Origin of the sequence: Streptomyces sp. NPDC057002 (assembly GCF_042673825.1) — a bacterium.
Taxonomy (GTDB): Bacteria; Actinomycetota; Actinomycetes; order Streptomycetales; family Streptomycetaceae; genus Streptomyces.
Genome location: NZ_JBHURZ010000006.1, coordinates 589,784 through 614,978 on the forward strand (window position 1 = coordinate 589,784; position 25,195 = coordinate 614,978).

At 70.0% G+C, this 25,195-nt stretch carries 23 protein-coding genes; 10 read left to right on the forward strand and 13 right to left on the reverse strand.

The features are described from left to right. Nucleotides 1-131: 131 nt before the first annotated feature. The 3 genes from ACFT32_RS30925 to ACFT32_RS30935 are packed head-to-tail and all read left to right on the forward strand — an operon-like array spanning nucleotide 132 to nucleotide 2,988. Nucleotides 132-1,271, forward strand: a complete 1,140-nt coding sequence (locus ACFT32_RS30925; RefSeq protein ID WP_382495818.1) for a 5-(carboxyamino)imidazole ribonucleotide synthase — start codon at nucleotides 132-134, stop codon at nucleotides 1,269-1,271. After that, entirely contained in the window at nucleotides 1,268-1,795 is a 528-nt protein-coding gene (gene purE, locus ACFT32_RS30930; RefSeq protein ID WP_184598238.1) for a 5-(carboxyamino)imidazole ribonucleotide mutase, read from the forward strand. The genes ACFT32_RS30925 and purE overlap by 4 nt, the downstream gene beginning before the upstream one ends. Before the next feature lie 5 nt (nucleotides 1,796-1,800). Continuing rightward, a complete protein-coding gene (locus ACFT32_RS30935; protein ID WP_382495820.1) occupies nucleotides 1,801-2,988 on the forward strand; it encodes a dipeptidase in 1,188 nt (395 codons plus the stop codon). Here the strand turns inward: ACFT32_RS30935 and ACFT32_RS30940 are convergent. Beyond that, on the reverse strand, nucleotides 2,928-4,079 hold the full coding sequence (locus tag ACFT32_RS30940) for an alkene reductase (RefSeq protein ID WP_382495822.1): 1,152 nt from the start codon (nucleotides 4,077-4,079) through the stop codon (nucleotides 2,928-2,930). The genes ACFT32_RS30935 and ACFT32_RS30940 overlap by 61 nt on opposite strands. A gap of 52 nt (nucleotides 4,080-4,131) precedes the next feature. Here ACFT32_RS30940 and ACFT32_RS30945 point away from each other — a divergent pair, with 52 nt between their 5' ends. Together ACFT32_RS30945 and ACFT32_RS30950 are read left to right on the forward strand one after the other, a co-directional pair. After that, nucleotides 4,132-4,491, forward strand: coding sequence for a MerR family transcriptional regulator (locus ACFT32_RS30945; protein WP_184598349.1), 360 nt, complete (start codon nucleotides 4,132-4,134; stop codon nucleotides 4,489-4,491). Between the two features lie 109 nt (nucleotides 4,492-4,600). Continuing rightward, entirely contained in the window at nucleotides 4,601-5,734 is a 1,134-nt protein-coding gene (locus ACFT32_RS30950) for a dipeptidase (protein WP_382495824.1), read from the forward strand. Between the two features lie 36 nt (nucleotides 5,735-5,770). On the opposite strand, the gene ACFT32_RS30955 is transcribed toward ACFT32_RS30950, so the two are convergent. Beyond that, nucleotides 5,771-6,163: a VOC family protein gene (locus tag ACFT32_RS30955; protein ID WP_382495826.1), complete on the reverse strand. Its 393-nt coding sequence runs from the start codon at nucleotides 6,161-6,163 to the stop codon at nucleotides 5,771-5,773. Between the two features lie 14 nt (nucleotides 6,164-6,177). After that, nucleotides 6,178-6,549: a VOC family protein gene (locus tag ACFT32_RS30960; RefSeq protein ID WP_382495828.1), complete on the reverse strand. Its 372-nt coding sequence runs from the start codon at nucleotides 6,547-6,549 to the stop codon at nucleotides 6,178-6,180. 116 nt (nucleotides 6,550-6,665) lie between these two features. On the opposite strand from ACFT32_RS30960, the gene ACFT32_RS30965 reads away from it, so the two are divergent. Next, nucleotides 6,666-7,172 (forward strand): CGNR zinc finger domain-containing protein, encoded by a 507-nt coding sequence (locus ACFT32_RS30965; protein ID WP_382495830.1) that lies wholly within the window; start codon nucleotides 6,666-6,668, stop codon nucleotides 7,170-7,172. A 98-nt stretch (nucleotides 7,173-7,270) separates the two neighbouring features. Here the strand turns inward: ACFT32_RS30965 and ACFT32_RS30970 are convergent, their stop codons facing one another. After that, nucleotides 7,271-8,614, reverse strand: coding sequence for a UDP-glucose dehydrogenase family protein (locus ACFT32_RS30970; RefSeq protein WP_382495832.1), 1,344 nt, complete (start codon nucleotides 8,612-8,614; stop codon nucleotides 7,271-7,273). A gap of 189 nt (nucleotides 8,615-8,803) precedes the next feature. Between ACFT32_RS30970 and ACFT32_RS30975 the strand changes: the two genes are divergently transcribed. Beyond that, on the forward strand, nucleotides 8,804-9,961 hold the full coding sequence (locus tag ACFT32_RS30975) for an acyl-CoA dehydrogenase (RefSeq protein ID WP_382495834.1): 1,158 nt from the start codon (nucleotides 8,804-8,806) through the stop codon (nucleotides 9,959-9,961). Between the two features lie 74 nt (nucleotides 9,962-10,035). Here ACFT32_RS30975 and ACFT32_RS30980 read toward each other — a convergent pair whose 3' ends face one another. Then, complete coding sequence (locus tag ACFT32_RS30980) at nucleotides 10,036-10,542, reverse strand: hypothetical protein (protein ID WP_382495836.1); 507 nt, start codon at nucleotides 10,540-10,542, stop codon at nucleotides 10,036-10,038. Between the two features lie 377 nt (nucleotides 10,543-10,919). Beyond that, nucleotides 10,920-11,504: an acyl-CoA thioesterase gene (locus ACFT32_RS30985; protein WP_382495838.1), complete on the reverse strand. Its 585-nt coding sequence runs from the start codon at nucleotides 11,502-11,504 to the stop codon at nucleotides 10,920-10,922. Nucleotides 11,505-11,596: 92 nt separating this feature from the next. On the opposite strand from ACFT32_RS30985, the gene ACFT32_RS30990 reads away from it, so the two are divergent. Continuing rightward, nucleotides 11,597-12,895, forward strand: coding sequence for an LCP family protein (locus tag ACFT32_RS30990; protein WP_382495840.1), 1,299 nt, complete (start codon nucleotides 11,597-11,599; stop codon nucleotides 12,893-12,895). A 65-nt stretch (nucleotides 12,896-12,960) separates the two neighbouring features. Here ACFT32_RS30990 and ACFT32_RS30995 read toward each other — a convergent pair whose 3' ends face one another. Together ACFT32_RS30995 and ACFT32_RS31000 are read right to left on the reverse strand one after the other, a co-directional pair. Beyond that, nucleotides 12,961-13,326, reverse strand: a complete 366-nt coding sequence (locus tag ACFT32_RS30995) for a four-helix bundle copper-binding protein (RefSeq protein ID WP_382495842.1) — start codon at nucleotides 13,324-13,326, stop codon at nucleotides 12,961-12,963. A 143-nt stretch (nucleotides 13,327-13,469) separates the two neighbouring features. Beyond that, nucleotides 13,470-14,834 (reverse strand): LCP family protein, encoded by a 1,365-nt coding sequence (locus ACFT32_RS31000; RefSeq protein ID WP_382495844.1) that lies wholly within the window; start codon nucleotides 14,832-14,834, stop codon nucleotides 13,470-13,472. Between ACFT32_RS31000 and ACFT32_RS31005 the strand changes: the two genes are divergently transcribed. After that, nucleotides 14,818-15,000, forward strand: a complete 183-nt coding sequence (locus tag ACFT32_RS31005; protein WP_382495845.1) for a hypothetical protein — start codon at nucleotides 14,818-14,820, stop codon at nucleotides 14,998-15,000. The genes ACFT32_RS31000 and ACFT32_RS31005 overlap by 17 nt on opposite strands. 87 nt (nucleotides 15,001-15,087) lie before the next feature. Then, on the forward strand, nucleotides 15,088-16,125 hold the full coding sequence (locus ACFT32_RS31010; protein ID WP_382495847.1) for a glycosyltransferase family 2 protein: 1,038 nt from the start codon (nucleotides 15,088-15,090) through the stop codon (nucleotides 16,123-16,125). 57 nt (nucleotides 16,126-16,182) lie between these two features. Here ACFT32_RS31010 and ACFT32_RS31015 read toward each other — a convergent pair whose 3' ends face one another. The 5 genes from ACFT32_RS31015 to ACFT32_RS31035 form a co-directional block, all read right to left on the reverse strand. After that, nucleotides 16,183-18,054, reverse strand: coding sequence for an LCP family protein (locus tag ACFT32_RS31015; RefSeq protein ID WP_382495849.1), 1,872 nt, complete (start codon nucleotides 18,052-18,054; stop codon nucleotides 16,183-16,185). Nucleotides 18,055-18,116: 62 nt separating this feature from the next. Further along, nucleotides 18,117-19,898 carry an LCP family protein gene (locus tag ACFT32_RS31020; protein ID WP_382495851.1) on the reverse strand — a complete coding sequence of 594 codons (1,782 nt, stop codon included), beginning with the start codon at nucleotides 19,896-19,898 and terminating at the stop codon, nucleotides 18,117-18,119. A gap of 186 nt (nucleotides 19,899-20,084) precedes the next feature. Then, complete coding sequence (locus tag ACFT32_RS31025; protein ID WP_382495853.1) at nucleotides 20,085-21,725, reverse strand: LCP family protein; 1,641 nt, start codon at nucleotides 21,723-21,725, stop codon at nucleotides 20,085-20,087. Between the two features lie 74 nt (nucleotides 21,726-21,799). Then, complete coding sequence (locus tag ACFT32_RS31030; RefSeq protein WP_382495855.1) at nucleotides 21,800-23,566, reverse strand: LCP family protein; 1,767 nt, start codon at nucleotides 23,564-23,566, stop codon at nucleotides 21,800-21,802. A gap of 240 nt (nucleotides 23,567-23,806) precedes the next feature. Beyond that, the gene (locus ACFT32_RS31035; protein WP_382495947.1) at nucleotides 23,807-25,045 is read right to left on the reverse strand and encodes an LCP family protein; all 1,239 of its coding nucleotides are present in this window, start codon (nucleotides 25,043-25,045) and stop codon (nucleotides 23,807-23,809) included. Between the last annotated feature and the right edge of the window lie 150 nt (nucleotides 25,046-25,195).

Consider the following 25,195-nt stretch of genomic DNA (forward strand, 5'->3'; position numbering starts at 1 on the left):
CAACCCAGCCATGCTAACCACCCTCCCGCGCGATCTTCCTGCGGATACCGGTGTACGGCCGGAGATGGTCCGGACCGGGGAGGGGAGGGACAGGAAACCGGCCACCCTGGCGCGGCCGATACCCTGAGGGAGTGACGTTTCCGGTAGTCGGCATGGTCGGCGGTGGCCAGCTCGCTCGTATGACACACGAGGCGGGCATCCCGTTGGGCATCAGGTTCAAGCTTCTCAGTGACACCCCGCAGGACTCGGCTGCGCAGGTCGTGAGCGATGTCGTCATCGGCGACTATCGCGACCTCGACACGCTGCGCGAGTTCGCCCGCGGGTGCGATGTGATCACCTTCGATCACGAACACGTTCCCACCGAGCACCTCAGGGCCCTGGAGGCGGACGGCATCCCCGTGCGCCCCGGCCCCGACGCGCTCGTGCACGCCCAGGACAAGGGCGTGATGCGCGCGAAGCTCGACGCGATCGGCGTGCCCTGCCCCAGACACAGGATCGTCTCCGATCCGCGGGACGTGGCGGCCTTCGCCGCCGAGGGGGACGGGTTCCCCGTCGTCCTCAAGACCGTCCGCGGCGGCTACGACGGCAAGGGCGTCTGGGTCGTCGACTCCGTCGAGGAGGCCGCCGACCCGTTCAAGGCCGGTGTCCCCGTGCTCGCCGAGGAGAAGGTCGACTTCCTGCGCGAGCTCGCCGCCAACGTCGTACGGTCGCCGCACGGCCAGGCCGTCGCCTACCCGGTCGTGGAGTCCCGCCAGGTCAACGGCGTCTGCGACACGGTCATCGCCCCGGCCCCCGACCTCGACGAGGACCTCGCGGTCCGGGCCTCCGAGATGGCCCTGAACATCGCCAAGGAGCTCGACGTCGTCGGGCACCTCGCCGTCGAGCTGTTCCAGACCCGCGACGGTCGTATCCTCGTCAACGAGCTGGCGATGCGCCCGCACAACTCCGGCCACTGGTCGATGGACGGCGCGGTCACCAGCCAGTTCGCCAACCATGTCCGCGCGGTCCTGGACCTGCCCCTCGGCGACCCGCGCCCCCGCGCCCCGTGGACGGTCATGGTCAACGTCCTCGGCGGCGACTACCCGGACATGTACTCCGCGTACCTGCACTGCATGGCCCGCGACCCCCAGCTGAAGATCCACATGTACGGCAAGGACGTGAAGCCCGGCCGCAAGGTCGGACACGTCAACACCTACGGCGACGACCTGGACGACGTGCTGGAGCGCGCCCGTCACGCAGCCGGCTACCTGAGAGGCACCATCACCGAATGAGCCCTGTTGTTGGCATCGTCATGGGGTCGGACTCCGACTGGCCCGTCATGGAGGCCGCCGCGAAGGCCCTCGACGAGTTCGAGATCCCCTACGAGGTGGACGTCGTGTCGGCCCACCGCATGCCGCGCGAGATGGTCGCGTACGGCGAGCAGGCCGACGGCCGCGGGCTCAAGGTGATCATCGCCGGGGCCGGCGGCGCCGCCCACCTGCCCGGCATGCTCGCCTCGGTCACCCCGCTGCCGGTCATCGGCGTGCCCGTGCCGCTGAAGTACCTCGACGGCATGGACAGCCTGCTGTCGATCGTGCAGATGCCGGCCGGTGTCCCCGTCGCGACGGTCTCCGTCGCCGGTGCCCGCAACGCCGGTCTGCTGGCCGCCCGCATCCTCGCCGCGCACGACGAGGAACTGCGCGGCCGGATGCGCGACTTCCAGCAGGAGCTGAACGACCAGGCCACCGAGAAGGGCAAGCGCCTGCGCTCCAAGGTCGAGGGATCGGGCGGCTTCGGCTTCGGCGCGGGGAAGTGACGGCGATGACCTCCCTGGAGTCAGCCCGTGAGCTCCTGCGCGAGTTCCCGGTCGCCGACGGCCACAACGACCTGCCCTGGGCGCTGCGCGAGCAGGTCCGCTACGACCTCGACGCCCGCGATGTCGCCGCCGACCAGAGCGCCCACCTGCACACCGACATCCCGCGGCTGCGTGCGGGCGGCGTCGGTGCGCAGTACTGGTCGGTGTACGTCCGCACCGACTCGCCGGACCCGGTCGCCGCCACCCTCGAACAGATCGACTGTGTACGGCAGTTGCTGGCCCGCCACCCGGCCGACCTCCGGCCCGCGCTGACGGCCGCCGACATGGAGGCCGCGCGCGGGGAGGGCCGGATCGCCTCCCTCATGGGGGCGGAGGGCGGCCACTCCATCGCCAACTCCCTGGGCACCCTGCGCGGTCTGTACGGGCTCGGTGTGCGGTATCTGACCCTCACCCACAACGACAACGTGGACTGGGCGGACTCCGCGACCGACGAACCGAGGGCCGGTGGCCTCACCGCGTTCGGCCGTGAGGTCGTGCGGGAGATGAACCGGGTCGGCATGCTCGTCGACCTCTCCCACGTGGCGGCGACGACCATGCGGGACGCGCTCGACACGAGCACCGCCCCCGTGGTCTTCTCCCATTCCTCCGCGCGGGCCGTGTGCGACCACCCGCGCAACATCCCGGACGACGTCCTGGAGCGGCTGCCCGCCAACGGCGGTGTCGCGATGGTGACGTTCGTGCCGAAGTTCGTGCTCCAGGCGGCCGTGGACTGGACGGCCGAGGCCGACGAGAACATGCGCGCCCACGGTTTCCACCACCTCGACACCACCGCGGAGGCCATGAAGGTCCACCGCGCCTTCGAGGAGCGGCGGCCCCGCCCGGTCGCGACGGTGGCGACGGTCGCCGACCATCTGGACCACATGCGCGAGGTCGCCGGCATCGACCACCTCGGCATCGGCGGCGACTACGACGGCACGGCCTTCACGCCCGACGGGCTGGACGACGTCTCCGGCTACCCGAACCTCCTCGCCGAGCTGTTGGAGCGCGGCTGGTCGAAGGCCGATCTGGCCAAGCTGACCTGGAAGAACGCGGTACGGGTGCTGGGCGCGGCCGAGGACGTGGCCCGTGGCCTTCAGGCGACGCGGTCGCCGTCCAACGCCACGATCGAGTCACTCGACGCCCTCGACGGCTGAGTGTCCGTCTTGTCCAGGGCGGGGTAGTCGGTGTAGCCGGCCGCCCCGCCCACGTACATGAAGTACCGGTCGCGCAGCTCGTTCAGGGGCGCACCGAGCCGCAGCCGGGTCACCAGGTCCGGGTTGGCGAGGAAGGGCCGGCCGAGGGCGATCAGGTCCGCCCCGGCGGCCAGCAGCGCTTCTGACTCCCGGTGCACGGCATCGGTGGTGACCTCCTTCAACACCGGGTTGGCGATGATCACCCCGGGCCATGCGGCGCGCACCCGCCGGAACACCGGGGCCTGCGGGTCGGCGTACCCCAGGTGCAGATAGGCGAGCCCCAGCCCGCCGAGCCGCTCGGCGAGCGCCGGGTAGAGCTCCTCGGTCTCGCCCTCCGCGATGCCGTTGACGGTGTTGCCGGGGGAGACCCTGAGTCCTACGCGCTCGGCACCGATCTCGGCGGCCACGGCCTCGGTCACCTCGGCCGTGAACCGGATCCGGGCGGCGACCTGTCCGCCGTAGCCGTCGGTGCGCAGGTTGGTGTTCGCGGCCAGGAACTGGTGCAGGAGGTGGCCGTTGGCCGAGTGCACCTCCACCCCCTCGAACCCCGCCTCGACCGCGTTGCGGGCGGCCTTCGCGAAGTCGGCGACGGTGGTGCGGATGTCCTCGGCGGTCATCTCCCTCGGCACCACGGCCGGCCGGTGGCCCTCCGGCGTGAAGATCGTCTCGGGGAGCGCGACGGGCGAGGGCGCGACCGGCGTCAGCCCGCTGGTCGCCGGGTGGCCGACCCGCCCGCCGTGCTGGAGCTGCAGGAACATCCGCCCGCCCGCCTCCCGTACGGCGTCCGTGACCTGCCGCCAGCCGGCCACATGCGCCGGGCTGTGGACGGCGGTGATGTTCGGATACGTCTGCCCGACCGGGTTCGGTGTCGAGGCCTCGGCGATGATCAGCCCGGCCGAGGCACGCTGGGCGTAGTACGTGGCCATGAGCGGGGTCGGGGTGCCGTCGGCCTCGGCCCTGTTGCGGGTCAGGGGCGCCATCACCAGACGGTTGGGCAGGTCCAGCCCGGGGAGACGAGCCGGTTCGAAGAGTGCTGTCGTGTGCTGCGTCATGCCCTTACGCTAGAACCTGACACTGATGTCAGAATCAAGTGCGGGAGCGGACGTGCGGATCGGTGAACTGGCCCGGCGTACCAATGTGAGCGAGCGGTCGCTGCGCTACTACGAGAAGCAGGGCATGCTCTCCGCCGAGCGGACGCCCGGCGGGCACCGGGAGTACCCGGAGGCGGCCGTGGACCGGGTCATCCGGATCCAGGAGCTGTTCGCGGCCGGGTTGTGCAGCGAGAAGATCGTCCAGCTGCTGCCGTGCATGCGGGACGCGGACGGTGGCCCCTCGGTCCGTGCCACCCCGAGCCTGGTCGCGAACCTCACCGCCGAGCGCGCCCGTATCGACCGGATGATCGCCGACCTGGTCCGCTCCCGGGACACCCTGGACGAGGTGATCGACGCGGCCCGGCTGCCCTGAGCGCCCGCCCGTCGGGCCGGGGCCGTACTCCGAACGCCCCGCTCACCAGGAACAGCCCCTAGCTCCGTGCGACGGTGACCGTACGTCACGAGCACCGTACGGAGCCGCCATGGCAGATCTCCAGCACGACCTGCGCCCCACCGCCGCGACCGGCGAGTTCGACGATCTGGCCGAGCCGTACCCCGACGAGGGCCTCGTCGCGGCGGAGCCCTACGAACCCGTCTCCGATCCGGACGACGCGCCCCTGACCCGGGCCCACGCCATCCTCGCCGCCCATCCCGTCGCCGACGGGTACAACGGACTGCCCTGGGCGCTCAAGCGCCTCTCCTACTACGACCTCGAGGACGGCGAGAGCACCGTCGACACGGACGTGCCCCGGCTGCGCAGCGGCCATGTGGGCGCGCTGTTCTGGTCGCTGCACCTGCCCGAGGGCCTCGACGGCGACCGGGCCGTCGGCGCCACCCTGGAACAGCTCGACCTGGCGAAGAGCATCGTCCGCACCTGCGACGAGGGCCTGCGGCCCGCCTGTACGGCCGGGCAGGTCGCCGACGCCCGCAACTGCGGCCGCGTCGCCGTGCTCCTCGGTCCCGCCGGAGCCTCGGCCGTGGGCGACTCGCTGGGCACCCTGCGCCAGCTCCACCTCCTCGGCCTGCGCGCCCTGACGCTGACCGGTGTGTCCTGGGCGAGCGACGCGGGGCTGACCCGGTTCGGCGAAGAGGTCGTGCGCGAGATGAACCGGCTCGGTGTCATCGCGGACCTCTCCGGCGCCCCGGAGCAGACCGTCCGCCGTGTGCTGAGCCTCTCCCGGGCACCCGTGCTGTTCAGCCGCTCGGCGGCCCGCGCGATCCGCCCCCACCCGGTCAACCTCCCCGACGACCTGCTGGCCGGGCTGGGCGCCGCCAAGGGGCTGTGCCTGGTTCCGCTGACGGCGGAGCAGACCGGCCCGACCGTCCGTGATGTCGCCGATCACCTCGACCACATCCGTGCCGTGGCCGGAGCGCAGTGCGTCGGACTGTCCGGCACCTACGACTCCGGCTCGGCCCATCCGCAGGAACTCGGCGACGTCTCCTGCTATCCCCGGCTGATCGCCGAGCTGCTGCGGCGCGGCTGGGACGAGGGCGATGTGGCCCTTCTGACCTGGGGCAACGTCCAGCGCGTCCTGCGCGGGGCCGACTTCACCGCCCGCGCCGCGCAGCAGCGTCGCGCGCCGTCGAAGGCGACGATCTCGGAACTGGACGGTTAACCGTCCCGCTCTCCCGTCTCCTCTGCCTCTGCGGGGTCACTCGTGCGCGATCCGGCAGAGGCAGAACGGATGGCCCGCCGGGTCCGCGTAGACCCGGAAGTCCTTCCTCTTGTCGTCCTCCTTGTCCAGCACCCGCGCTCCCAGCGCCAGCACCCGCTCCTCGGCCGCGTCGATCTCCTCCCAGGTCGCACCACCGTCGAAGTCCAGATGGAACTGCTGGGCGTTGCGGTCGGACCGGGGCCACTCCGGCGGGGTGTACCCGGGCGAGCGCTGGAAGGCGAGCCGGGGTCCGCCGGGGAGGCGCAGCACCACCCAGTCGGGGTCGTCGTCCTCGGGCGTGCCGCCCCCGACCGCCGCGTAGAAGCGGGCCAGTTCGCGCGGGTCGGGGCAGTCGACGACCACGGAACGGAAATGTGCCACGGCGGACATGAGGCCTCCCGGTGTCAGCAGGCGCAGAGACAGAACGGGTGCCCGGCCGGGTCGGCGTAAACCCTGAAGGTCCGGGAGCGGTCCTCGGTGTCCAGCGGCTTGGCGCCGAGCGCCAGCACCCCCTTCTCCGCGGCGTCCAGGTCCTCCACGGTCAGGTCGAGGTGGAACTGCTGCGAGTGGTCGGGTGACGGCCACGTCGGGGGCACGAAACCGGGGGCGGCCTGGAAGGCCAGCGGTGTACCGCCGGGCACCTTCAGGTCGACCCACTCGTCCTCCCCGTCGGTCGCGACCTCCGGCGTGCCGCCGAGCACCTCGGCGTAGAAGGCGGCGAGTGCGTGCGGGTCGGGACAGTCCAGGACGACGACACCCAGCTTGGCGAGAGCCATGACTTCCTCCTCGAAGTCGCTGTTACCTTCAGAATCGGGTAACCAGTAACCGTTACTGCATGCTCCCTCATTGGAGGTAACCTCGCAAGGGAAAAAGCGAGAGGTACGGTCCAGCCATGACGGAGAGATCGCCCGCGCCCGGCGGCCTGGCCCTGGTCGAGGCCCTGGTGAACACGCTGGACATCGAGTCGGGTGCCGACGCGCTGGACACGCCCGAGGGCCGGGCGCGCTTCGGGATCACACCGGACGAGACGGACCTGGCCCGCGCCCTGCGCGAGTCCCTGCGCGCCACCCTCCTCGCTCACGCCGGCCACCCGCCGCACCGCGAGACGCCCCCGCTCGGCGAACTCCTGGCCCAGGCCCCGCTGATCGTCACGGTCGACGCGACGGACGGCTCGGCCGCCCTGACCCCCGCCGGCGACCGCTCACTGCACGCCCGCGTGGCCGCAGCCGTCGCCGAGTCCCTGGTCGCCGGCACCTGGACCCGCCTCAAGGCCTGCGAGGCCCCCGACTGCCACTGGGCCTACTACGACCGCAGCCCGGCAGGCCGCGGCCGCTGGTGCTCGATGCAGGTGTGCGGAGCCCGCGCGAAGATGCGCCGTTACCGGGCGAAAGGGGCGTGACCCGCCCGCGCGGGGGCCCGGTGGGGCAGAATGCACGGTGACGCCGGTTCGGCCGACTGAGCCTCGGCCGAACCGGCGTCACCTGTTCTCACACATCGTCAGGCCTTGGGACGCCCCATCGCGCGGTACGTCCAGCCGGCCTTGCGCCAGCGGTCCGGGTCCAGGGCGTTGCGGCCGTCCAGGATCAGACGGGTCGCCGCGACCTCGCCGAGAGCCTCGGCGTCCAGCTCCCGGAACTCCCGCCACTCCGTCAGATGCAGCACTATGTCGGCGCCCCGCACGGCCTCCAGCGCCGAGTCCGCATAGCCGAGGGTCGGGAAGACACTGCGGGCGTTGTCCATGCCCTTCGGGTCGTACACCGTGACCTGGCCGCCCTGGAGATGGATCTGCCCGGCCACATTGAGCGCGGGCGAGTCCCGTACGTCGTCGGAGTCGGGCTTGAAGGTCGCGCCCAGCACCGCCACCCGCTTGCCGAGGAACGGCCCGCCGCCCAGCGCCTGCCGCGCCAGCTCCACCATCTGCCCGCGCTGGCGCATGTTGATGGAGTCGATCTCCCGCAGGAAGGTCAGCGCCTGGTCCGCGCCCAGCTCACCGGCCCGCGCCATGAACGCCCGGATGTCCTTCGGCAGACAGCCGCCGCCGAAGCCGATCCCGGCCCGCAGGAACTTCTTGCCGATCCGGTCGTCGTAGCCGATGGCCTCCGCCAGCTTGGCGACGTCACCGCCGGCGGCCTCGCACACCTCCGCCATGGCGTTGATGAACGAGATCTTCGTGGCGAGGAAGGAGTTCGCGGAGGTCTTCACCAGCTCCGACGTCGGGAAGTCGGTCACCACGAACGGCGAGCCCTCGGCGATCGGCGTGGCGTACACCTCCCGCAGCAGCTTCTCGGCACGCTCGCTGCGCACGCCCACCACGAGCCGGTCGGGATGCAGCGTGTCGTCGACCGCGAAGCCCTCGCGGAGGAACTCCGGGTTCCAGGCCAGCTCGGCGTCCTCGCCGGCGGGCGCGTGCGCGGCCAGGTAGGCCGCCAGGCGATCGGCGGAGCCGACGGGCACCGTCGACTTGCCCACGACCAGGGCCGGTCCGTGCAGATGCGGGGCGAGGGAAGCGATCGCGGAGTCGACGTACGACATGTCACAGGCGTACTCGCCGTGCCGCTGCGGAGTGTTCACACAGACGAAGTGCACATCCCCGAAGGCACCGACCTCGGCCCAGTCCTGGGTGAAGCGCAGCCGACCGCTGGAGCCCTCGATGCCGGCGACGTGCTTGCGCAGCAGCTCCTCCAGGCCCGGCTCGTACATCGGGGCCTCGGCGCGCTCCAGCTTCTCGATCTTCTCGGGCACCACGTCGAGGGCGAGCACCTCGAAACCCAGCTCGGCCATGGCCGCCGCGTGTGTCGCGCCGAGATAACCGGTGCCGATCACGGTGATCTTCAGGGCCATGGGGTGCTCCAGGGGTCTACGGCATGCGGTGCGCGCCCGAGCATAGCCGGGGCATGGGAAGGCGCTTCACTGGGCAACTTCTCCGCTGTCGTCTAGCTCACGTATCACTCCCGGGGACGACCCCATAAACTTTTGATTACTTAACGGTAGTTAGCGTCAGCATCGCAGCGTTTTGGAGCGTGAGAGACCTTGGCCGGATCGGCTGACTTCGACCTGTACCGCCCGTCCGAGGAGCACGACATGCTCCGTGACGCCGTCCGCTCACTGGCCGAGGCGAAGATCGCGCCGTACGCCGCCGCGGTGGACGAAGAGGCCCGCTTCCCGCAGGAGGCGCTCGAGGCGCTCGTCGGCAACGACCTGCACGCCGTGCATGTACCCGAGGAGTACGGCGGGTCGGGCGCGGACGCGCTGGCGACCGTCATAGTGATCGAGGAGGTCGCCCGCGTCTGCGCCTCCTCCTCCCTCATCCCCGCGGTGAACAAGCTGGGCTCGCTCCCGGTGATCCTCTCCGGCTCCGAGGACCTGAAGAAGCGGTACATGACCCCGCTCGCCAAGGGCGACGGCATGTTCTCGTACTGCCTGTCCGAGCCGGACGCCGGCTCCGACGCCGCCGGCATGAAGACCAAGGCCGTCCGTGACGGCGACCACTACATCCTCAACGGCGTGAAGCGCTGGATCACCAACGCGGGCGAGTCCGAGTACTACACGGTGATGGCCGTCACGGACCCGGCCAAGCGCTCCAAGGGCATCTCGGCCTTCGTCGTCGAGAAGTCGGACGAGGGCGTCTCCTTCGGCGCCCCCGAGAAGAAGCTCGGCATCAAGGGCTCCCCGACCCGCGAGGTCTACCTCGACAACGTCCGCATCCCCGCCGACCGCATGATCGGCGAGGAGGGCACCGGCTTCGCCACGGCGATGAAGACCCTCGACCACACCCGCATCACCATCGCCGCGCAGGCCCTCGGCATCGCGCAGGGGGCGCTGGACTACGCCAAGGGCTACGTCCAGGAGCGCAAGCAGTTCGGCAAGGCGATCGCCGACTTCCAGGGCATCCAGTTCATGCTCGCCGACATGGCCATGAAGATCTCGGCCGCCCGCGCGCTGACCTACCAGGCAGCCGCCGCCTCCGAGCGCGGCGACGCCGACCTCACCTACCAGGGCGCCGCCGCCAAGTGCTTCGCCTCGGACGTGGCGATGGAGGTCACCACGGACGCCGTCCAGCTCCTCGGCGGCTACGGCTACACGCGCGACTACCCGGTGGAGCGCATGATGCGCGACGCCAAGATCACGCAGATCTACGAGGGCACGAACCAGGTCCAGCGCATCGTCATCGCCCGCAACCTGCCGTAGTGAGCCGATGAAGCAGCCCCGGCCGGCCGTTCGAGCCGGACCGGGGCTGCTTCGACAAAGCCTCAGGTCCTGGATCAGTCACACGCCGCGACGGTCAGGACCCGGTCGATGATCGGAACACCGTCCGACCACATGACGGCCGTCACCTCGGAGCAGTCCACCCAGGAGCCGTTGCCGGTGGCCTCATATTTCACCGGTCCCGCGTACTGCGAGTAGGTGCCCTCGTCCACCTTGCACGGCACGTCCGACTTGTTCGGACACAGCTTGAGCTTCATCTTCTTCGCGGTGCCGAGGTTGTTGTCGAAGACCGCGCAGGCCCCGTATTTGCCGGACGCGTACTTCGTGTAGGTGAACAGCGTCCCGAAACGCCGTGCGTCGGGAAGACGTTCCGCGTATTCCAGCTTGTATCCGCTTCCGCACAGCGTGGCGGTCGCGCGTACCGCTGCTGAATCCTCGAATGCGATGGCACGGGTCTGCGGGCTGCGTGCGCCGGCTTCGGAGAACTCGACGCCGGTCCCGGCGACGACCGTGTTGGTGTCCGTGGAGGTGTGGTCTTCGGCAACGGCCTGGGGAGCGACCAAGAATGCGGAGAGAAGAACTGCGGCCGGGGCAGCGGCGCGTATCAGTGTGCGCATGGAAATCCGATGTTCCCTTCCTCGAGGATCGCACTGGTCAGGCTCTCGGCCCGCCGAGCGCCTGAGCACTGTAGACACGCTGTCACCATCAGTAACAGAGACTGATCAGGACATGGCAATAATCAGTCCCGCTCACCCGGGGATCCGGAGGAATGGCGCTCCGTCCCTTTACATGCTTGACCCGAAGAATTCCAATGAAGCGGAATCATGCGGCGTGCGAGGTGCGGGAAGCAGCTTGGCTGATTCCATCTCGTGTACGCGATTCGGCCGTTCTGCTGGGTAATTCACCACCGGGGATGATGGAGAGAAGGCCGCGGTCCCGGTCAGTCCTCGAACCCCTCCGCCGCCCGCTTCTCCCGCAGCTCCATGATCGCGCGGCGGCGGGCCAGGCGGTGGGTGCGGCGGATCTGGGCCTCCTGGTAGCGGCGCTTGTCGCGTTCGGTCTCGGGGAGGACCGGGGGGACCCGGCGGGGCTTGCCGTCGGCGTCGACCCCGGCGAAGACGAGGTAGGCGGAGCCGACCTGGGTGGCCGGGGCGGACTCGTTCCAGCGTTCGGCCAGGACGCGGACGCCGACCTCCATGGACGTCCGGCCGGTCCAGTTGACCTGCGCCTTGACGTGGACCAGGTCGCCGACGCGGACCGGTTCGAGGAACGCCATCTCGTCCATGGACGCGGTGACGGCCGGCCCGCCGGAGTGCCGCCCGGCCACGGCCCCCGCCGCGTCGTCGACCAGCTTCATGATCACCCCGCCGTGGACCGTCCCCAGCAGGTTCGTGTCGTTGTGGGTCATGATGTGGCTGAGGGTGGTGCGGGACGCCGAAGTCGGCTTGCCCGGGATATCCGGACTGCCGGAATCCGCAGCTGGGGCCTGGTCTGTCATGGCCCCTACCTTATGCCGAGGCGGCATGAGGGGGTTTTGTGTCAGCTTCGCCACAGCCGTGCTCTGATTTTCCGACGACTCTTGTATGGCGCACTACAGAGACCTGCACACTGGGGCGCATGAACACTTGGCCCGAGGGGCGGTCCGACGACAACCGCGGCAACCGCTACGGACACGGAAGCTCGAGCGCACAGCCCGAGAGCGCCCGCGTCATGCGGCAGGTCCGCCGTGGCCCGGCGCCGTCGCCCGGGCAGGCCGGGTACGGCGGTGCGCCGCCTTACGGCGGCGGAGTACCGCAGCAGCCGTCGTACGTCGACGGCGGCTACGGCGGCCCCGGCGACTACGACAGCGGCTACAACACCGGCCAGGTCTACGGCTCCCCCGGTGGCAGGGGTCCCGGCGGCCCGGGCGACGGCAGGTACGAGCCGCGCCCCGCGCCGAACTGGCGCCGCCGAATCAAGGTGACGACCATCACGCTGGTGACGGTGCTGGTGGTGACCAGCGTCGCCACGTACTTCTGGGCCGACTCCAAGCTCAACCGCGACGTCGATCTGTCGCAGGTCATCGACCGGCCGGAGGCGGGCGAGGGCACCAACTACCTGATCGTCGGCTCCGACAGCCGTGCGGGCATGTCGGCCGAGGAGAAGAAGAGACTTCGCACCGGTTCCGCCGAGGGCAAGCGCACGGACTCGATGATGATCCTGCACACCGGCAGCAACGGCCCGACGCTGATCTCCCTGCCGCGTGACTCGAACGTCACCATCCCGTCCTTCAAGGGATCCGACTCCGGGAAGGTCTACCCGGGCACCGGCCGCCAGACGAAGCTGAACGCGGCGTACGCGGAGGACGGCCCGGAGCTGCTGGTCCGTACCGTCGAGGCCAACACGGACCTGCACATCGACCACTACGTGGAGATCGGCTTCGGTGGCTTCGCGAGCATCGTGGACGCGGTCGGCGGCGTGGAGATGGACATTCCGCAGGACATCAAGGACACCAAGTCCGGCGCGGACTTCAAGAAGGGCAAGCAGACGCTGAGCGGCGAGCAGGCCCTGGCCTTCGTCCGCACCCGTTACGCCCTCAAGGGCTCCGACCTGGACCGTACGAAGAACCAGCAGAAGTTCCTGTCGGCCCTGGCCAACCAGGTCGCCACGCCGAGCACGGTCCTCAACCCGTTCAAGCTGTACCCGACCATGGGCGCGGGCCTGGACTCCCTCGTGGTCGACAAGGACATGGGCCTGTTCGACCTGGCGTCCATGTTCTGGGCGATGAAGGGCGTCAGCGGCGGCGAGGGCAAGTCGATGAACATGCCGATCTCGGGCAACTCCGCGAACGGCAACCTCCAGTGGGACACCACCAAGCTGAAGACGCTGGTGAACCAGCTGAAGAACGACGAGACGGTCACCGTCTCCAGCAACTGAGCACGCGGCAGCAGGAAAGAAGGGGGGCACCCGGGCGGGTGCCCCCCTTCCCTGTGAGGCGGTTCTCACATCGCGGCGGCCGACATCGAGCGGCACATCTCGGCGCAGCGGCGACACGCCTCGGCACAGCGCATCATCTGGTCGTCGTCCGGCATGGACATACACGCCTCGGCGCACATGTCACAGGCCCTGGCGCACATCGCGCACATCTCGGCGGACAGCGGCGAGCGGCGCATCATCATGTCGGCGCACATGCGCGTCATCTCGGCGCAGTCCATGACGGCGCGCATGATCTGCATCTGGGCCGGGCCGCCCATCTGCAGGCAGGAGCTCATGGTCTCCTCGCACACGCTGTGGCAGGCCATGCACGCCTGGACACAGTCCTGCATCTCCTTGCTCAGCGGAGTCGCGGTGGCGGGCTGCTGGGTCATGACTTCCTCCCGGGGGGACGGTGAGGGCCGGGGGCGGCCCCCGTGCCTTCCGTCCTACGCCTGCGCGGCGCCTGCCGCCATGGGGCGGAGGGAAGGAATCCGCCATGCGTGCGTCACGGGCCCATGGGCGTCACCGACGGGCTTCATGAGCACGCCACCTGGTCCCCCCGCACCACCACGCCGGACTCGCCCTCCCCCGTGTCCTCCGCCCGCACCTTGCGTACGCGTTCGAAGTCCGTGCCCGCGATGACCTTCAGGGTCGCGCCCAGCCCCGGGGCCGCTCGCAGCTCGCTGCCCGGCAGGGCTGCCGCGAGCGACTTGGCCGAGCGGTCCCAGCCGGGGTCGTAGACGATGACCGTGCGTTTCACATCGGTGGTGGCGGCGTTGGCCGGGACCCCGGTCGTACGGAAGCCCGTCGAGGCCAGTGCCGCGTCGACCCTGCGGCCGAGGCCGGGCGTGGGGGTGCCGTTCTCCACCTGGACGCTGATCTGCTGCGGGGCGACCGGGACGACCCGGGCCTCGTCGCGCTGGTGCCGCACGGACAGGGGCTGGTCCGCGCGCAGGGCGTGGAAGAGCCGCTCTGCCTTCACGGGGTCCCACTTCAGCGTCGAGCCGACGCCCTCCACGGGGTATCCGAGCTGCCCGATCGGGACGGTCGTGAACTCGGAGGAGGAGGGGGAGAAGTTCCGCATGGCCCGGCCCAGGGCCAGCATCTCGTCCGTGCCGAAGCCCTTGTCGGCCCGCACCGAGCCGAGCACCGCCCGTGTCACGTCCCGGAACTTCATCGGGTTCAGCAGGATCCCGGAGGACATGACCCGCTCCACGAGCGCCGCCATGAACCGCTGCTGCCGTTTCATCCGGCCCAGATCCGACGCCCCGTCGACATGGCGTGCGCGCACATACTGAAGCGCCTGCCCGCCCTCGAGGGTGTGGCGCCCGGCCGGCAGGTTCAGTCCCGTGTAACTGTCGCTCAGCGGAGCCGCCGTGCAGATCTGCACGCCCCCGACCACGTCCACCGTCTTCATGAAGCTCGTGAAGTCGACCTCCAGATAGTGGTCGATCTTCACCCGGGTCATGTTCTCGACCGTCCGCACGGTCAGCGGCGCCCCGCCCTCCGCGTACGCCGCGTTCAGCTTGATCGGGTGCCCCTCGTGCCGTCTGCCCGTCGTACGGTCGACATGCGCCGGCGTCACGGCGTACGAGTCACGCGGCAGGCTCACCACACTCGCCCGCTCCCGGTCCTCCGAGATGTGCACGATCATCATCGTGTCGGTGCAGTGGCAGGGCGCGCCGCCCAGCCGGTACTTCTGCCGCTCGTCCTGGCTGATCTTCTCGCGGCCGTCGGTGCCGACCAGCAGGACGTTCATGCCGTGGCCCGCCTCCGGCCGGTTCTTCATGTCCTTGAAGGCGTCGACCCGGGCGATGTCCGCGTCCAGGCTCGTGACCACCGCGTGCCCGATACCGGCGGACGCGAGGACCACCACGGACAGCGTGGTCAGCGCCCGCATGCCCCAGCGCGGCTTCCGGCGCCGCGCCGGCGGCGCGGACCTGCGCGGGCGCCGGACGGAGGAGGGCGGCTGCGGGCGGCGCTTCGGGGCGGCGGTGGTCCGGGAGGACCGCGGCGGCGTGGGCAAGAGGACACCTCCGGACGACGGCCGTACGTGGGATCCGTGACACCGTAGGCCGATACGATCTGCAGCCCGCGGTACCGCCCCGGCGGCGCGCACCGGTGTCCCCCGTTCGCGGTAACGTGAGGCCCCTATGAACGCCAATCCCGACGTGCGCCCCCCTGCCGTTTCCGTGATCATGCCCGTCCTCGACGAGGAACGGCATCTGCGGGGAGCCATCCAAGCGATCCTCGCGCAGGAGTACGCCGGCGAGATGGAGGTCGTGATCGCCCTCGGTCCGTCCACGGACCGCACGGACGAGATCGCGGCCGAGCTCGTTGCGGAAGACGCGCGTGTCCACACCGTCCCGAATCCGACCGGCCGTACGCCCGCCGCGCTCAACGCCGCGATCAACGCCTCCCGCCACCCGATCGTCGTGCGCGTCGACGGGCACGGCATGCTCTCGCCCAACTACATCGCCACCGCGGTACGGCTCCTGGAGGAGACCGGCGCGCAGAACGTCGGCGGCATCATGCACGCCGAGGGCGAGAACGACTGGGAGCACGCCGTCGCCGCCGCGATGACCTCGAAGATAGGGGTCGGCAACGCCGCCTTCCACACAGGCGGCCAGGCCCAGCAGGCCGACACCGTCTACCTCGGCGTCTTCCGGCGCGAGGCGCTGGAGCAGCAGGGCGGCTACAACGTGGAGTTCATCCGCGCCCAGGACTGGGAGCTGAACTTCCGCATCCGTGAGGCCGGCGGGCTGATCTGGTTCTCGCCCGAGCTGCGGGTGTCGTACCGGCCGCGGCCGAGCGTGAAGGCCCTCGCCAAGCAGTACAAGGACTACGGCCGCTGGCGGCATGTCGTCGCCCGCTACCACGAGGGCTCCATCAACCTGCGCTACCTCGCCCCGCCGACCGCCGTGTGCGCGATCGCGGCCGGGATCGTGGTGGGCGCGCTGCTGACGCCGTGGGGCTTCGTGGTGCCCGGCGGCTATCTCGCGGCGATCCTCGCGGGCTCGGTCCCGGCGGGCAAGGGGCTGCCGCTGAAGGCGCGGCTCCAGATCCCCGTGGCGCTGGCCACCATGCACATGTCGTGGGGCTGGGGCTTCCTGACCAGCCCGCGGGCGCTGGCCCGCAAGGTGATCGCGAGCCGGCGTCCGGCGGTCCGCGCGGACGCCTCAGCGAGCTGAGTCACCGGCGTATCGACGCGGGCCCTCTCCCCGGCCGGGGAGAGGGCCCGTCGCCGTTCAGTCCCAGGTGAACGCCGGGTTCACATGCATACAGGCCTTGTCGTCGGCGCCGTTGAGCGCCTCGGCCGACTTCGGGGTCCTGTCGTTCTCCTCGGGCGCCTTGTAGGCCGTGCCCTCACGCCAGTCGGCGCCGACGACGAGGGCGATGCCGGAGACGTCGGTGGACCGCTGCACCGAACTCGCCGGAATGCCCAGGGCCTTGGCGAGACGCCGGGCGTCGCCCTCCAGATCGGTGCTCGGATAGCGGACGACGGTCCGTTCCTCGCTCCATGAGCCGGTGGTGTCGGCCACGGCCTGGGCGAAGCCCTCGTCCTTCAGGACGCCCGCCACCGTTCCGGCGCGTCCGCGGGCCGCTGCCAGGGTGTCGGTGCGGGTGCCGTTGCGGACCTGGACGGGGATCTCGTCGTCGGGCGCGGCCGGGTCGGCGGAGGCCTTCTCCGCGGCCGGCTTCTTCGCCTTGTCCTTGCCGTCCAGGGCGATGTCCTCCCGCACCAGCCGGAACAGCTGCTCGGCGTCCTCCGTGGGCTCGACGCGGGCGCCCACGTAGCGGTTGGGCATCGTCGTCATGGTGATGCGCTTCGGCTCCACCCTGCGCAGCTCGTCGCTGAGGTCGTAGAGCTTCTTGACGGTGTCGAGGCCCGGGTCGACCGTCATGGCCCGGGTGGCCTCCTCGGCCAGTCTGCGGAGCTTGTTGGGGCTGCTCAGGGTCATGTTGTCGCGCAGCTGGCGGACCATCGCGTTCATGTACATGTGCTGGGCCTTGGCGCGGGCGAGGTCGCTGCCGTCCTCGAAGCCGTAGCGGGTGCGCAGCCACTGCAGGGCCTGCTCGCCCTGGATGTACGAGGTGCCCTTCTGCAGTTTCAGGCCCGAGCCCTTGCCGTCGGAGGTACGGGAGTGGATGTCGGCGTCGACGCACACGGGGACGCCTCCGACGGCGTCGGCCATCGACACCACACCCGCGAAGTCGACCATGATGAAGTGGTCGATGTGGATGCCGGTGAGCTCCTGCCAGGTGGCCACGGCGCAGCCCGGACCGCCGTGTCCGAGGCTCTGGTTGGTCATCGTCCGTCCCTGGGTCGCCTGGTAGACCTTCCCGTCGTCCGGGTCGGTGCACTTCGGGATCTTCACCAGGGTGTCGCGGGGCATGCTGATGACCGACATGTTGGTGCGGTCGGCGGACAGGTGCAGCAGCATCTGGACGTCCGCGAGGGGCGTGGCGCCGAACGTCTCGCGGGCGCCGCCGAGTTTCTGGTTCTCCTTGCTGTCCCGCGCGTCGGAGCCGATGAGCAGGATGTTCAGCGGGGTCTGCCCGGCCGCGTTGGGCGTCGGAGCGGCGACCTTGCCGTCGCCGAGGTTCAGGGCGTCCTTCTTGATGTTGCCGTTCAGATGCCGGTAGTAGAGGTAGCCGGCCCCGGCCGTCCCGAGCATCAGCACCGCCAGCACGACAGCGGACCACTTCAGCACCCGCCGCTTGCGGGGTGCCCGGCCTCCACGCGGCCGACCGCTCCCCCCACCGCCGCCTCCGGCCGCGCCGTCGCTGCGGGGTGAGTCCGGGTCTGCCGTCGGTGTGCTGTCGCGGCCGGGTGAGTCCGGGTCTGTCGCCGGTGTGCTGTCGCCGTCAGGCGAGTCTTCCGGGTCCGTCGCTGATGTGCTGTCGCCGTCGGACGTACTCGCGCTCCCCGTCGGCAGGCCCTCGGCGTCGGGCGTTCGCGCGTCCTGTGCCGGCGTGCCGTCGCCGTCGGGCGGCCGGTTGCCCGGCGTCGGCTCCTCCTCGCCCGGGTCCGGTTCGTGGCGGACGCTCTGCCGCTTACCGTCCTCCCGCACACCGCTCTGCGTCACTTCCCCGGTCCTCTCCGCCCCCCGGCGCATGCAGCAGGCCCGCCCTGCCTCCTGTTAGACGCACGACGGGCCTGTCAGTTGCCCTCAACGGGTCAACTCGCGCACTTCACCTTGTCCGCGGTGGACTTCTCCACGTCCGCCGCCTCGACCGGGGCGTTGAGCTTCACGCCGGCGCCCTTGAAGTCCTTGCCGAGGGTCAGGGTCATCGCGGGCAGGCCCTGGGAGTTGTTCACGCTCTCGCCGGGCTTCAGCGCGGATCCGGACAGCCCCATGATGTCGGCGAGGCGGCGGGCCTGGTCGGCCTGGTCGGGGGCGTACTCGAGGGTCGTCTTCGCCAGTTCCGCGGGCGCGTTGCCGGCGTTGTCCGACTTGGTCACGCCCTCCTCGACCTGGAGGTACTGGAGGGTCTTCTGCGCGCTGCCGGCGTCGGCACCGCCGTTCGTGATCCGCACCCGTACCTCGGAGGCCGCGGACTTGGTGCCCTTCAGCCGCGCGGCCTGGGCGTCCTTCTCCTTCTTCTCCTGCTGCTTGACCTCGGTGAACGAGACGTCGTTCTCGATCATGTCGAACACCTGCGGGGCCTTGGAGTCGTCGAGGACGACCGTCGCCTTCACCGTTTCCGCCGGGTTGTCCACCACCGGCACCGTCGTGAAGCTGATGTTCTTCGTCGGCACCTTCTTCAGCTCAAGGGCTACGTCCTTGAGCGTGCTGACCTTGCCGATCGCCTGGTCCACGGTCAGCGCCTTCGTCGCGGCCTCGGCCAGGTTCAGCAGCTTCGAGGGACTCGTGAGGGTGTCGCTGGAGGCCATCTTGCGCATCAGCGAGCCCAGGAACTGCTGTTGCACCTTGATCCGGTCGAGGTCGCCGCTGTTGCCGAAGCTCTTGCGCGTACGGACGAAGGCGAGCGCCTGCTCGCCCTCCACCGTCGACTCGCCCGCGGGCAGCACGAGTTTGGACTGCTTGTCGTTGACCGGCTTCTCCACACACACGTCGACCCCGTCCACCGCCGTGGTCAGCGTCTTCACCGCGTTGAAGTCGGCCATCATGAAGTGGTCGACGGTGATGCCGGTGTTCTCCTTCACCGTGCGCATCGTGCAGCCGGGGTCCCGGCCGCCCTCCCCGAGGCTCCGGTTGAAGCGGACGCCCTGGACCCCCGGCACGACCTTCTCCGAGCCGTCCTCCAGTTTCGTCGGGCAGTCGGGGATGTTCACGATCAGGTCGCGCGGGATGCTCAGCGCGGTCGCGTTGGAGCGGTCCTTCGCGACATGCAGCAGGATCGTGGTGTCGGCGTGCCCGGAGCTGCCCTTGTCGCCGTAGCCGCCATTGCCCTCGCCGGTGCGCTTGTCCGTACCGATGATGAGGACGCTGAAGGCCTCGTCCTTGCTGAAGTTGCTGGCACCCGCGCTGCCGACGTCGGTCGTCGAGACATTGCCCTCCAGGTGCTGGAGGTAGAAGTAGCCCGCCGCACTGACCCCGACCAGCACGAACGCCATCGTGCCGCCGGTCCACAGCAGCACCTTCTTCGCCTTGCCCGGCTTCTGCTGCACCGGCCGGCGACCGCCGCGCCGCCCCGGCGGCGGCTCCTCGGGAGCACCGCGCCGCCTGCGCTGCGGCGGAACCTCGGTGCGGGTCGCGCCCCCATGGGGAGTGCCCCCACGGGGAGCGCCCTCACGGGGAGCGGCCGAACGTGCGGAGGCCGTACGTGCGCCGGTCGAACGTGCGCCGGTCGGACGTGCGGTGGCCGTACGGGGAGTCGCCCCCGATTGCGCTGCGGATGGATTCAGTCGCAGTTCGTATTCGCCGGTGTTCGGATTGAGTACCCACTGGTCTGCGGGGTCCATCTGTTCCCCCCGCCCACGGCGTTGCGCGTCCACGGTTGTCCGATTCCTCCGTCGGGGCACGCGGCGCCTTCTCCCCCCGGAAGGCGCGCGGGTACTTGGTCATCACAGAAGCACTGGATCGCTCACACTATCCGCCCAGTTGAACGCCGGTGTGCGCTGAATGACAAATTCAACGTCCCTACATTTGGGCAATCCGGCCCAATTCCGTGCCGGGAATCTCTACCAGCGGTAGGGCGCGTACACATCCATGCACTTACCGGAGTCCGAGCCGTTGAGCGCGTCCGCGTCACCTGGCAGGTCCCCGGCCTTCGGCGCCGGCTGCTTCGGATACGCCGTCCCCGTACGCCAGTCGGCACCCACGACGACCGTGACACCGGATACGTCGGTGGAGCGCCGCACCGAACTCAGCGGAAGGTCCAGCGACTTGGCGACGCGCTGGGCATCGCCCGCCAACTCGGCGCTCGGATAGCGCACGACGGTCCGCTCCTCGGCCAGCGCGCCCGAGGTGTCCGCGGCGGCCTTCGTGAAGCCCTTGCCCACGAGCGACTGGGTGATGGCGCCCGCCCGTCCGGTCACCGGACCGAGGGTGCTGGAGCGCGTGGCGTTCTGCACCAGGACGCCGATCTCGCCGTCCGCCGCTGCCGGATCCCGGGACGCCTTCTCCCCGGCCTTCTTCGAACCGGGCTTCTTCGAACCGCCCTTCCCGCCCTTCCCGCCCTTGCCGTCGAACGGCACGTCGTCGCGGATCATCTCCCACACCCGGTCGGCGTCGGTGCCCGCCGGTATCAGGTGGTTGGCGTCCTCCGGGTCCGCGGCCGTGGGCAGCGTCGTCATGGTGATGCGGTCCGTCGGCACCGTCTTCAGCTGCGCCCCCAAGTCGTACAGCTTCTTCACCGTGCCGATCTCCTCGGACACGTGCAGCGACTTGGTGGCGGCCTCGGCCAGGTCCGTCAGCCGGCCGGTGTCGGTGAAGACGTTCTGCGACTTGAGCGTGCGGATCATCGAGTTCATGTACATGTGCTGCGCCCTGGCCCGCAGCGGGTCGCTGCCCCAGGCGTGGCGCGTACGCAGCCACTGCAGGGCCTGCTCGCCCTGGACCTTCGTCCGGCCGGCCTTCAGCTTCAGACCGGAGCCGCCGGGCACGCGGGGCAGCGGGCGGTCCCACACGTTCTGCTCCACGCACACTTCGACCCCGCCGATGGCGTCCGCCATCTTCACCACGCCCGCGAAGTCGATCGTCATCCAGTGGTCGATGTAGACGCCGGTGAGGTTCTCCCAGGTCGCCAGCGTGCAGCCGGCCCCGCCCCGGGCCAGCGAGGCGTTGATGATCGTGTTGATCTGCGGGTACGTCCGACCGGACCTCGGGTCGGTGCACTTGGGTATGTCGACCCGGGTGTCACGCGGGATGCTCACCACGGCGGCGCTCTCGCGGTCCGCGGCCAGATGGATGAGCATCTGCACATCGCCCCGCGGCGGAGTGCCGCGGTCCTTCCTGGCGCCGCCCAGCTTCACGTTCTCGTCGGAGTTACGGCTGTCGGAGCCGATCAGCAGGATGTTCAGGGGCGTCTGCCCGGCCGCGTTCGGAGCGGCCCGCCTCGCCTTGGAGTCGCCGCTGCTGCGCTGGCCCTTCTCGATGTTGCCGTTCAGGTGCTCGTAGTAGAGGTAGCCGGCGCCGGCGGTAGCGAGGACCAGCATGGAGAGGGTCGTCGCCGACCAGCGCAGCACACGGCGTCCGCGGCGGGCCCGACGCCCTCTGCGGCCGTCCCCGCCGCCCGGCCCGGAGGATCTGCCCGGGGCCGGCTCACTCGGGACGGAACCCGGTTTCGTCCCCTCCCCATACACACCACTGCTCCGCGCCATGTGCTCTTCCCACCCCCGTGTCACCGGACAAGGCCTGCCCTACGCCCTGTGAGACGTACGGCAGGCCCTTCAGGTCACTCGGCGCACTCGACCTTGTCCGCCGTGGACTTGTCCACGTCCGCCGGCGCCTTGGTGGGAGTGGTCTGGGAAGAGCCCGCGCCCTTGAAGTCCTTGCCGAGGGTCAGGGTCATCGCGGGTACGCCCTGGGCGTTCTCCACGCTCTCGCCGGGCTTCAGCGCGGACCCGGGCAGGCCCATGATGTCGGCGAGCCGTCGGGCCTGGTCGGCCTGGTCGGGGGCGTACTCCAGGGTCGTCTTCGCCAGCTCTGCGGGGGCGTTGCCGGCGTTCTCCGACTTGGTCACGCCCTCCTCGTTCTGCAGCCAGCTGAGCGTCTCCTGGGCGCTGCCGGCGACGGCACCGCCGTTCATGATCCGCACCCGCACCTCGGAGGCCGCGGCCTTGGTGCCCTTGAGCCGGGCGGCCACCGCGGCGGCTTCCTTCTTCTTCTTTTCCTTGACTGCGGTGAAGGAGACGTCGTTCTTGATCATGTCGAAGACCTGCGGGGCCGACGACTCGTTGAGGACGACCGTGGTCGGGACCTTCTCCGCCGGGTTGTCGATCACCGGGGTCGTGGCGAACGTGAGGTTCTTGGTGTTGAGCTTGCCCAGCTCAAGACCGAGGTCCTTCAGCTTGCCGATGCTGGACAGCTGCGAGTCGACGGTCAGCGCCTTCGTGCCTGCCTCGGCCAGGTCGAGCATCTTCGAGGGGCTGGTGAGCGTGTCGTTGTCCTTCAGCTTGCGCATCAGCGCGCTCAGGAACTGCTGCTGGAGCCCGATCCGGCTCAGGTCGCCGCCGAAGCCGACCGAGTGCCGGGTGCGCACGAAGGCCAGCGCCTGCTCGCCCTCGATCGTGTGGTTGCCCTTCGACAGCTTCAGGTGCGAGTCCGGGTCGTCGATGTCCTTGCCCAGACAGACCTCGACCCCGCCGACCGCGCTGGTCAGCGTCTTGACCGCGTTGAAGTCGGCGACCATGAAGTTGTCCGGCTTGACCCCGGTCAGCTCCGTCACGGTCCGCATGGTGCAGCTCGGCGTCCGGTCGTCCTGGCCGAGGCTGGTGTTGAAGCGGGTCTTCGGCGTGCCCGGGATGACCTTCTGCGACCCGTCCTCCTGCGTGGTCGGGCAGTCCGGGATGTCGACGATCAGGTCACGCGGGATGCTCAGCGCGGTCGCGTTCGAACGGTCCTTGGAGACATGCAGCAGGATCGTGGTGTCGGCGTGCCCGACACTGCCCGCGTCGCCGTACTTCTCGTTGCCCGCGCCGGTGCGCTTGTCGGTGCCGATCAGCAGGATGTTGATGGCCTTGTCCTTCTCGAAGCCACCGGTGCTCGCGCCGTCGTCGGAGACCGACGCGATGTTGTTGTTCAGGTGCTCGATGTAGAAGTACGCGGCGCCAGCCCCGGCGACCAGGACGAACGCCATCACGCCGCCGGTCCACAGCAGGACCTTCTTGCCCTTCGCGGCCTTCTTGGCGGGCCGGCGGCCACGCCGCCCCGGCAGCGGTTCCTCCGCAGCCGGAGCCCCGCGGCGCCTGCGCGGCGGCGGCACCGCACGGCCGGGCGTCTCGGGCCGCCGGCGGCCGGGCGCCTCGGTGCGGCCGAGCGGCTGCGTGGTGCCGAGCGCCGACGGGTCTCCGTCGGAGGGCGGTGGTTTGCGGGGCCCGGGGACACCCGACCGCGGTGCGGAAGCGGGCAGTCGCATTTCGTATTCGCCGGTGTTCGGATTGAGCACCCACTGGTCTGCGGGATCGATGTCGTCCGCCCGCCCACGGCCTTGCGCGTCCACGGTTGTCTGATTCCTCCGTCGGGGCACGCGGCGCCTACCCCTCCAAGGCGCTCGGTCTCGGTCACACAGTGCGCGTTCTCAGGAACGTCCTCAGAGCCGGGCGCACCGGGATCGCTCACACTAACCGCCCAGTTCAGCGTCGAGCGACGACGGTGACGAAGTCCACGTCCCTACACCTGGGCAATTCGCCCATTTTCCGGGTGAAGAGCGCGTTACCTTGAGGCGGCCTTGGTGCCCGCTTTACTCACAGGTGTCCTCGGCTGCCGTGTTTCCACGGAACGTGGGTGGAGGAGAAACGGTGACGGCGGATTTCGTGAACGGACCCGGATACGGATCCCCGTGCGACCGTTCACGCGAATCGGCAGGCCCCGGCGGGGCGGAACTTCCCGGTGCGTCCCCCGCGACCGCCACCGGAGTGTCCGTCCGCAGCCGCTCGAACAGCTCGTCCGCCTCGGGCTCCACGAGTTGGTCGCGATTGGCGTCGTACGCATACGACTCCCGGGGGACGGTCAGGAATTGCACTTGTTCCATGGGGATGTCGCGCAGACCGCGCACGAGTTCGTACAAACCGCGGAGGCTGGCCAGATCCGGGTCTGTAGTGAGAGAGGACGTGGCGGCGTCCAGCACGGGATACAGCTTCACCGGATTCAGCAGGACGTCATTGCTGCGCACCTTGTTGACGAGTGCGCCGAGGAATCGTTGCTGCCGTTCCATCCGCTCCGTGTCGCTGCCGTCACCGAGGGACTTGCGGGCGCGGACGTAGCCGAGGGCCTGCTCGCCGTTGAGCGTCACGCGTCCCGCGGGCAGCCTCAGCTTGGCGGCCCGGTCGTCGACCGGCTCCCGCAGACACACCTCGACACCGTCGACCGCGTCGACCATCTCCTTGAAGCCGTGGAAGTCGACGACGACGTGGTGATCGACGCGGACGTCGGTGAGCTTCTCGACGGTCCTGATGGTGCAGGCCGAACCGCCCAGCTGGAAGGCCTGGTTGAACATCGCGAACCGCGGCGCGCTGCGGGACCCGTCCGGGCGCCGGCAGCCCGGCAGCTCCACCATCAGGTCCCGGGGCAGGGAGACGGCGGTGGCGCTGCGCCGGCCCGCGGACAGGTGCAGCAGGATCGTGGTGTCCGACCGCTCGGTCCCTGAGTCCCGGCCGTAGCGGGCGTTGTCGTTCCCTTCGCGCGAGTCCGAGCCGATCAGCAGGATGTTCCGCGCGTCCTTGACCAGCGAGGTGGGCCGCTCCTTCTCGTACCGCGCGAGCTCGGCGGCGGCGGCCTCGTCGGGCGTGATGTTCCCGCTGAGCTTGGCGTACACGGCCCATCCGGCCCCGGCGGCCACCACGACGACGCCGGCGATCCCGAACGCCGTGAACCGCACCCACCGCCGCCGGCACCGCCGCGCCAGCCCCCGCCCACCGGCCGAGGCCCCCGCACCCGGCCCAAGCCTCCGCAAGGACCCACCACCACCGGTGTCGCCCACGACAGGGACCACCCCTCACGTCGTACGAACGTGCCGCGCGCACTGTTCTTACGACTCGCGCGCACTGTTCTTACGACTGTGGCGTGGATGGGGGGCGGGGGAGGGGTCGGGATGGGCCGAATGGGGCCATCCGCCCTAGCTGCGGGCATG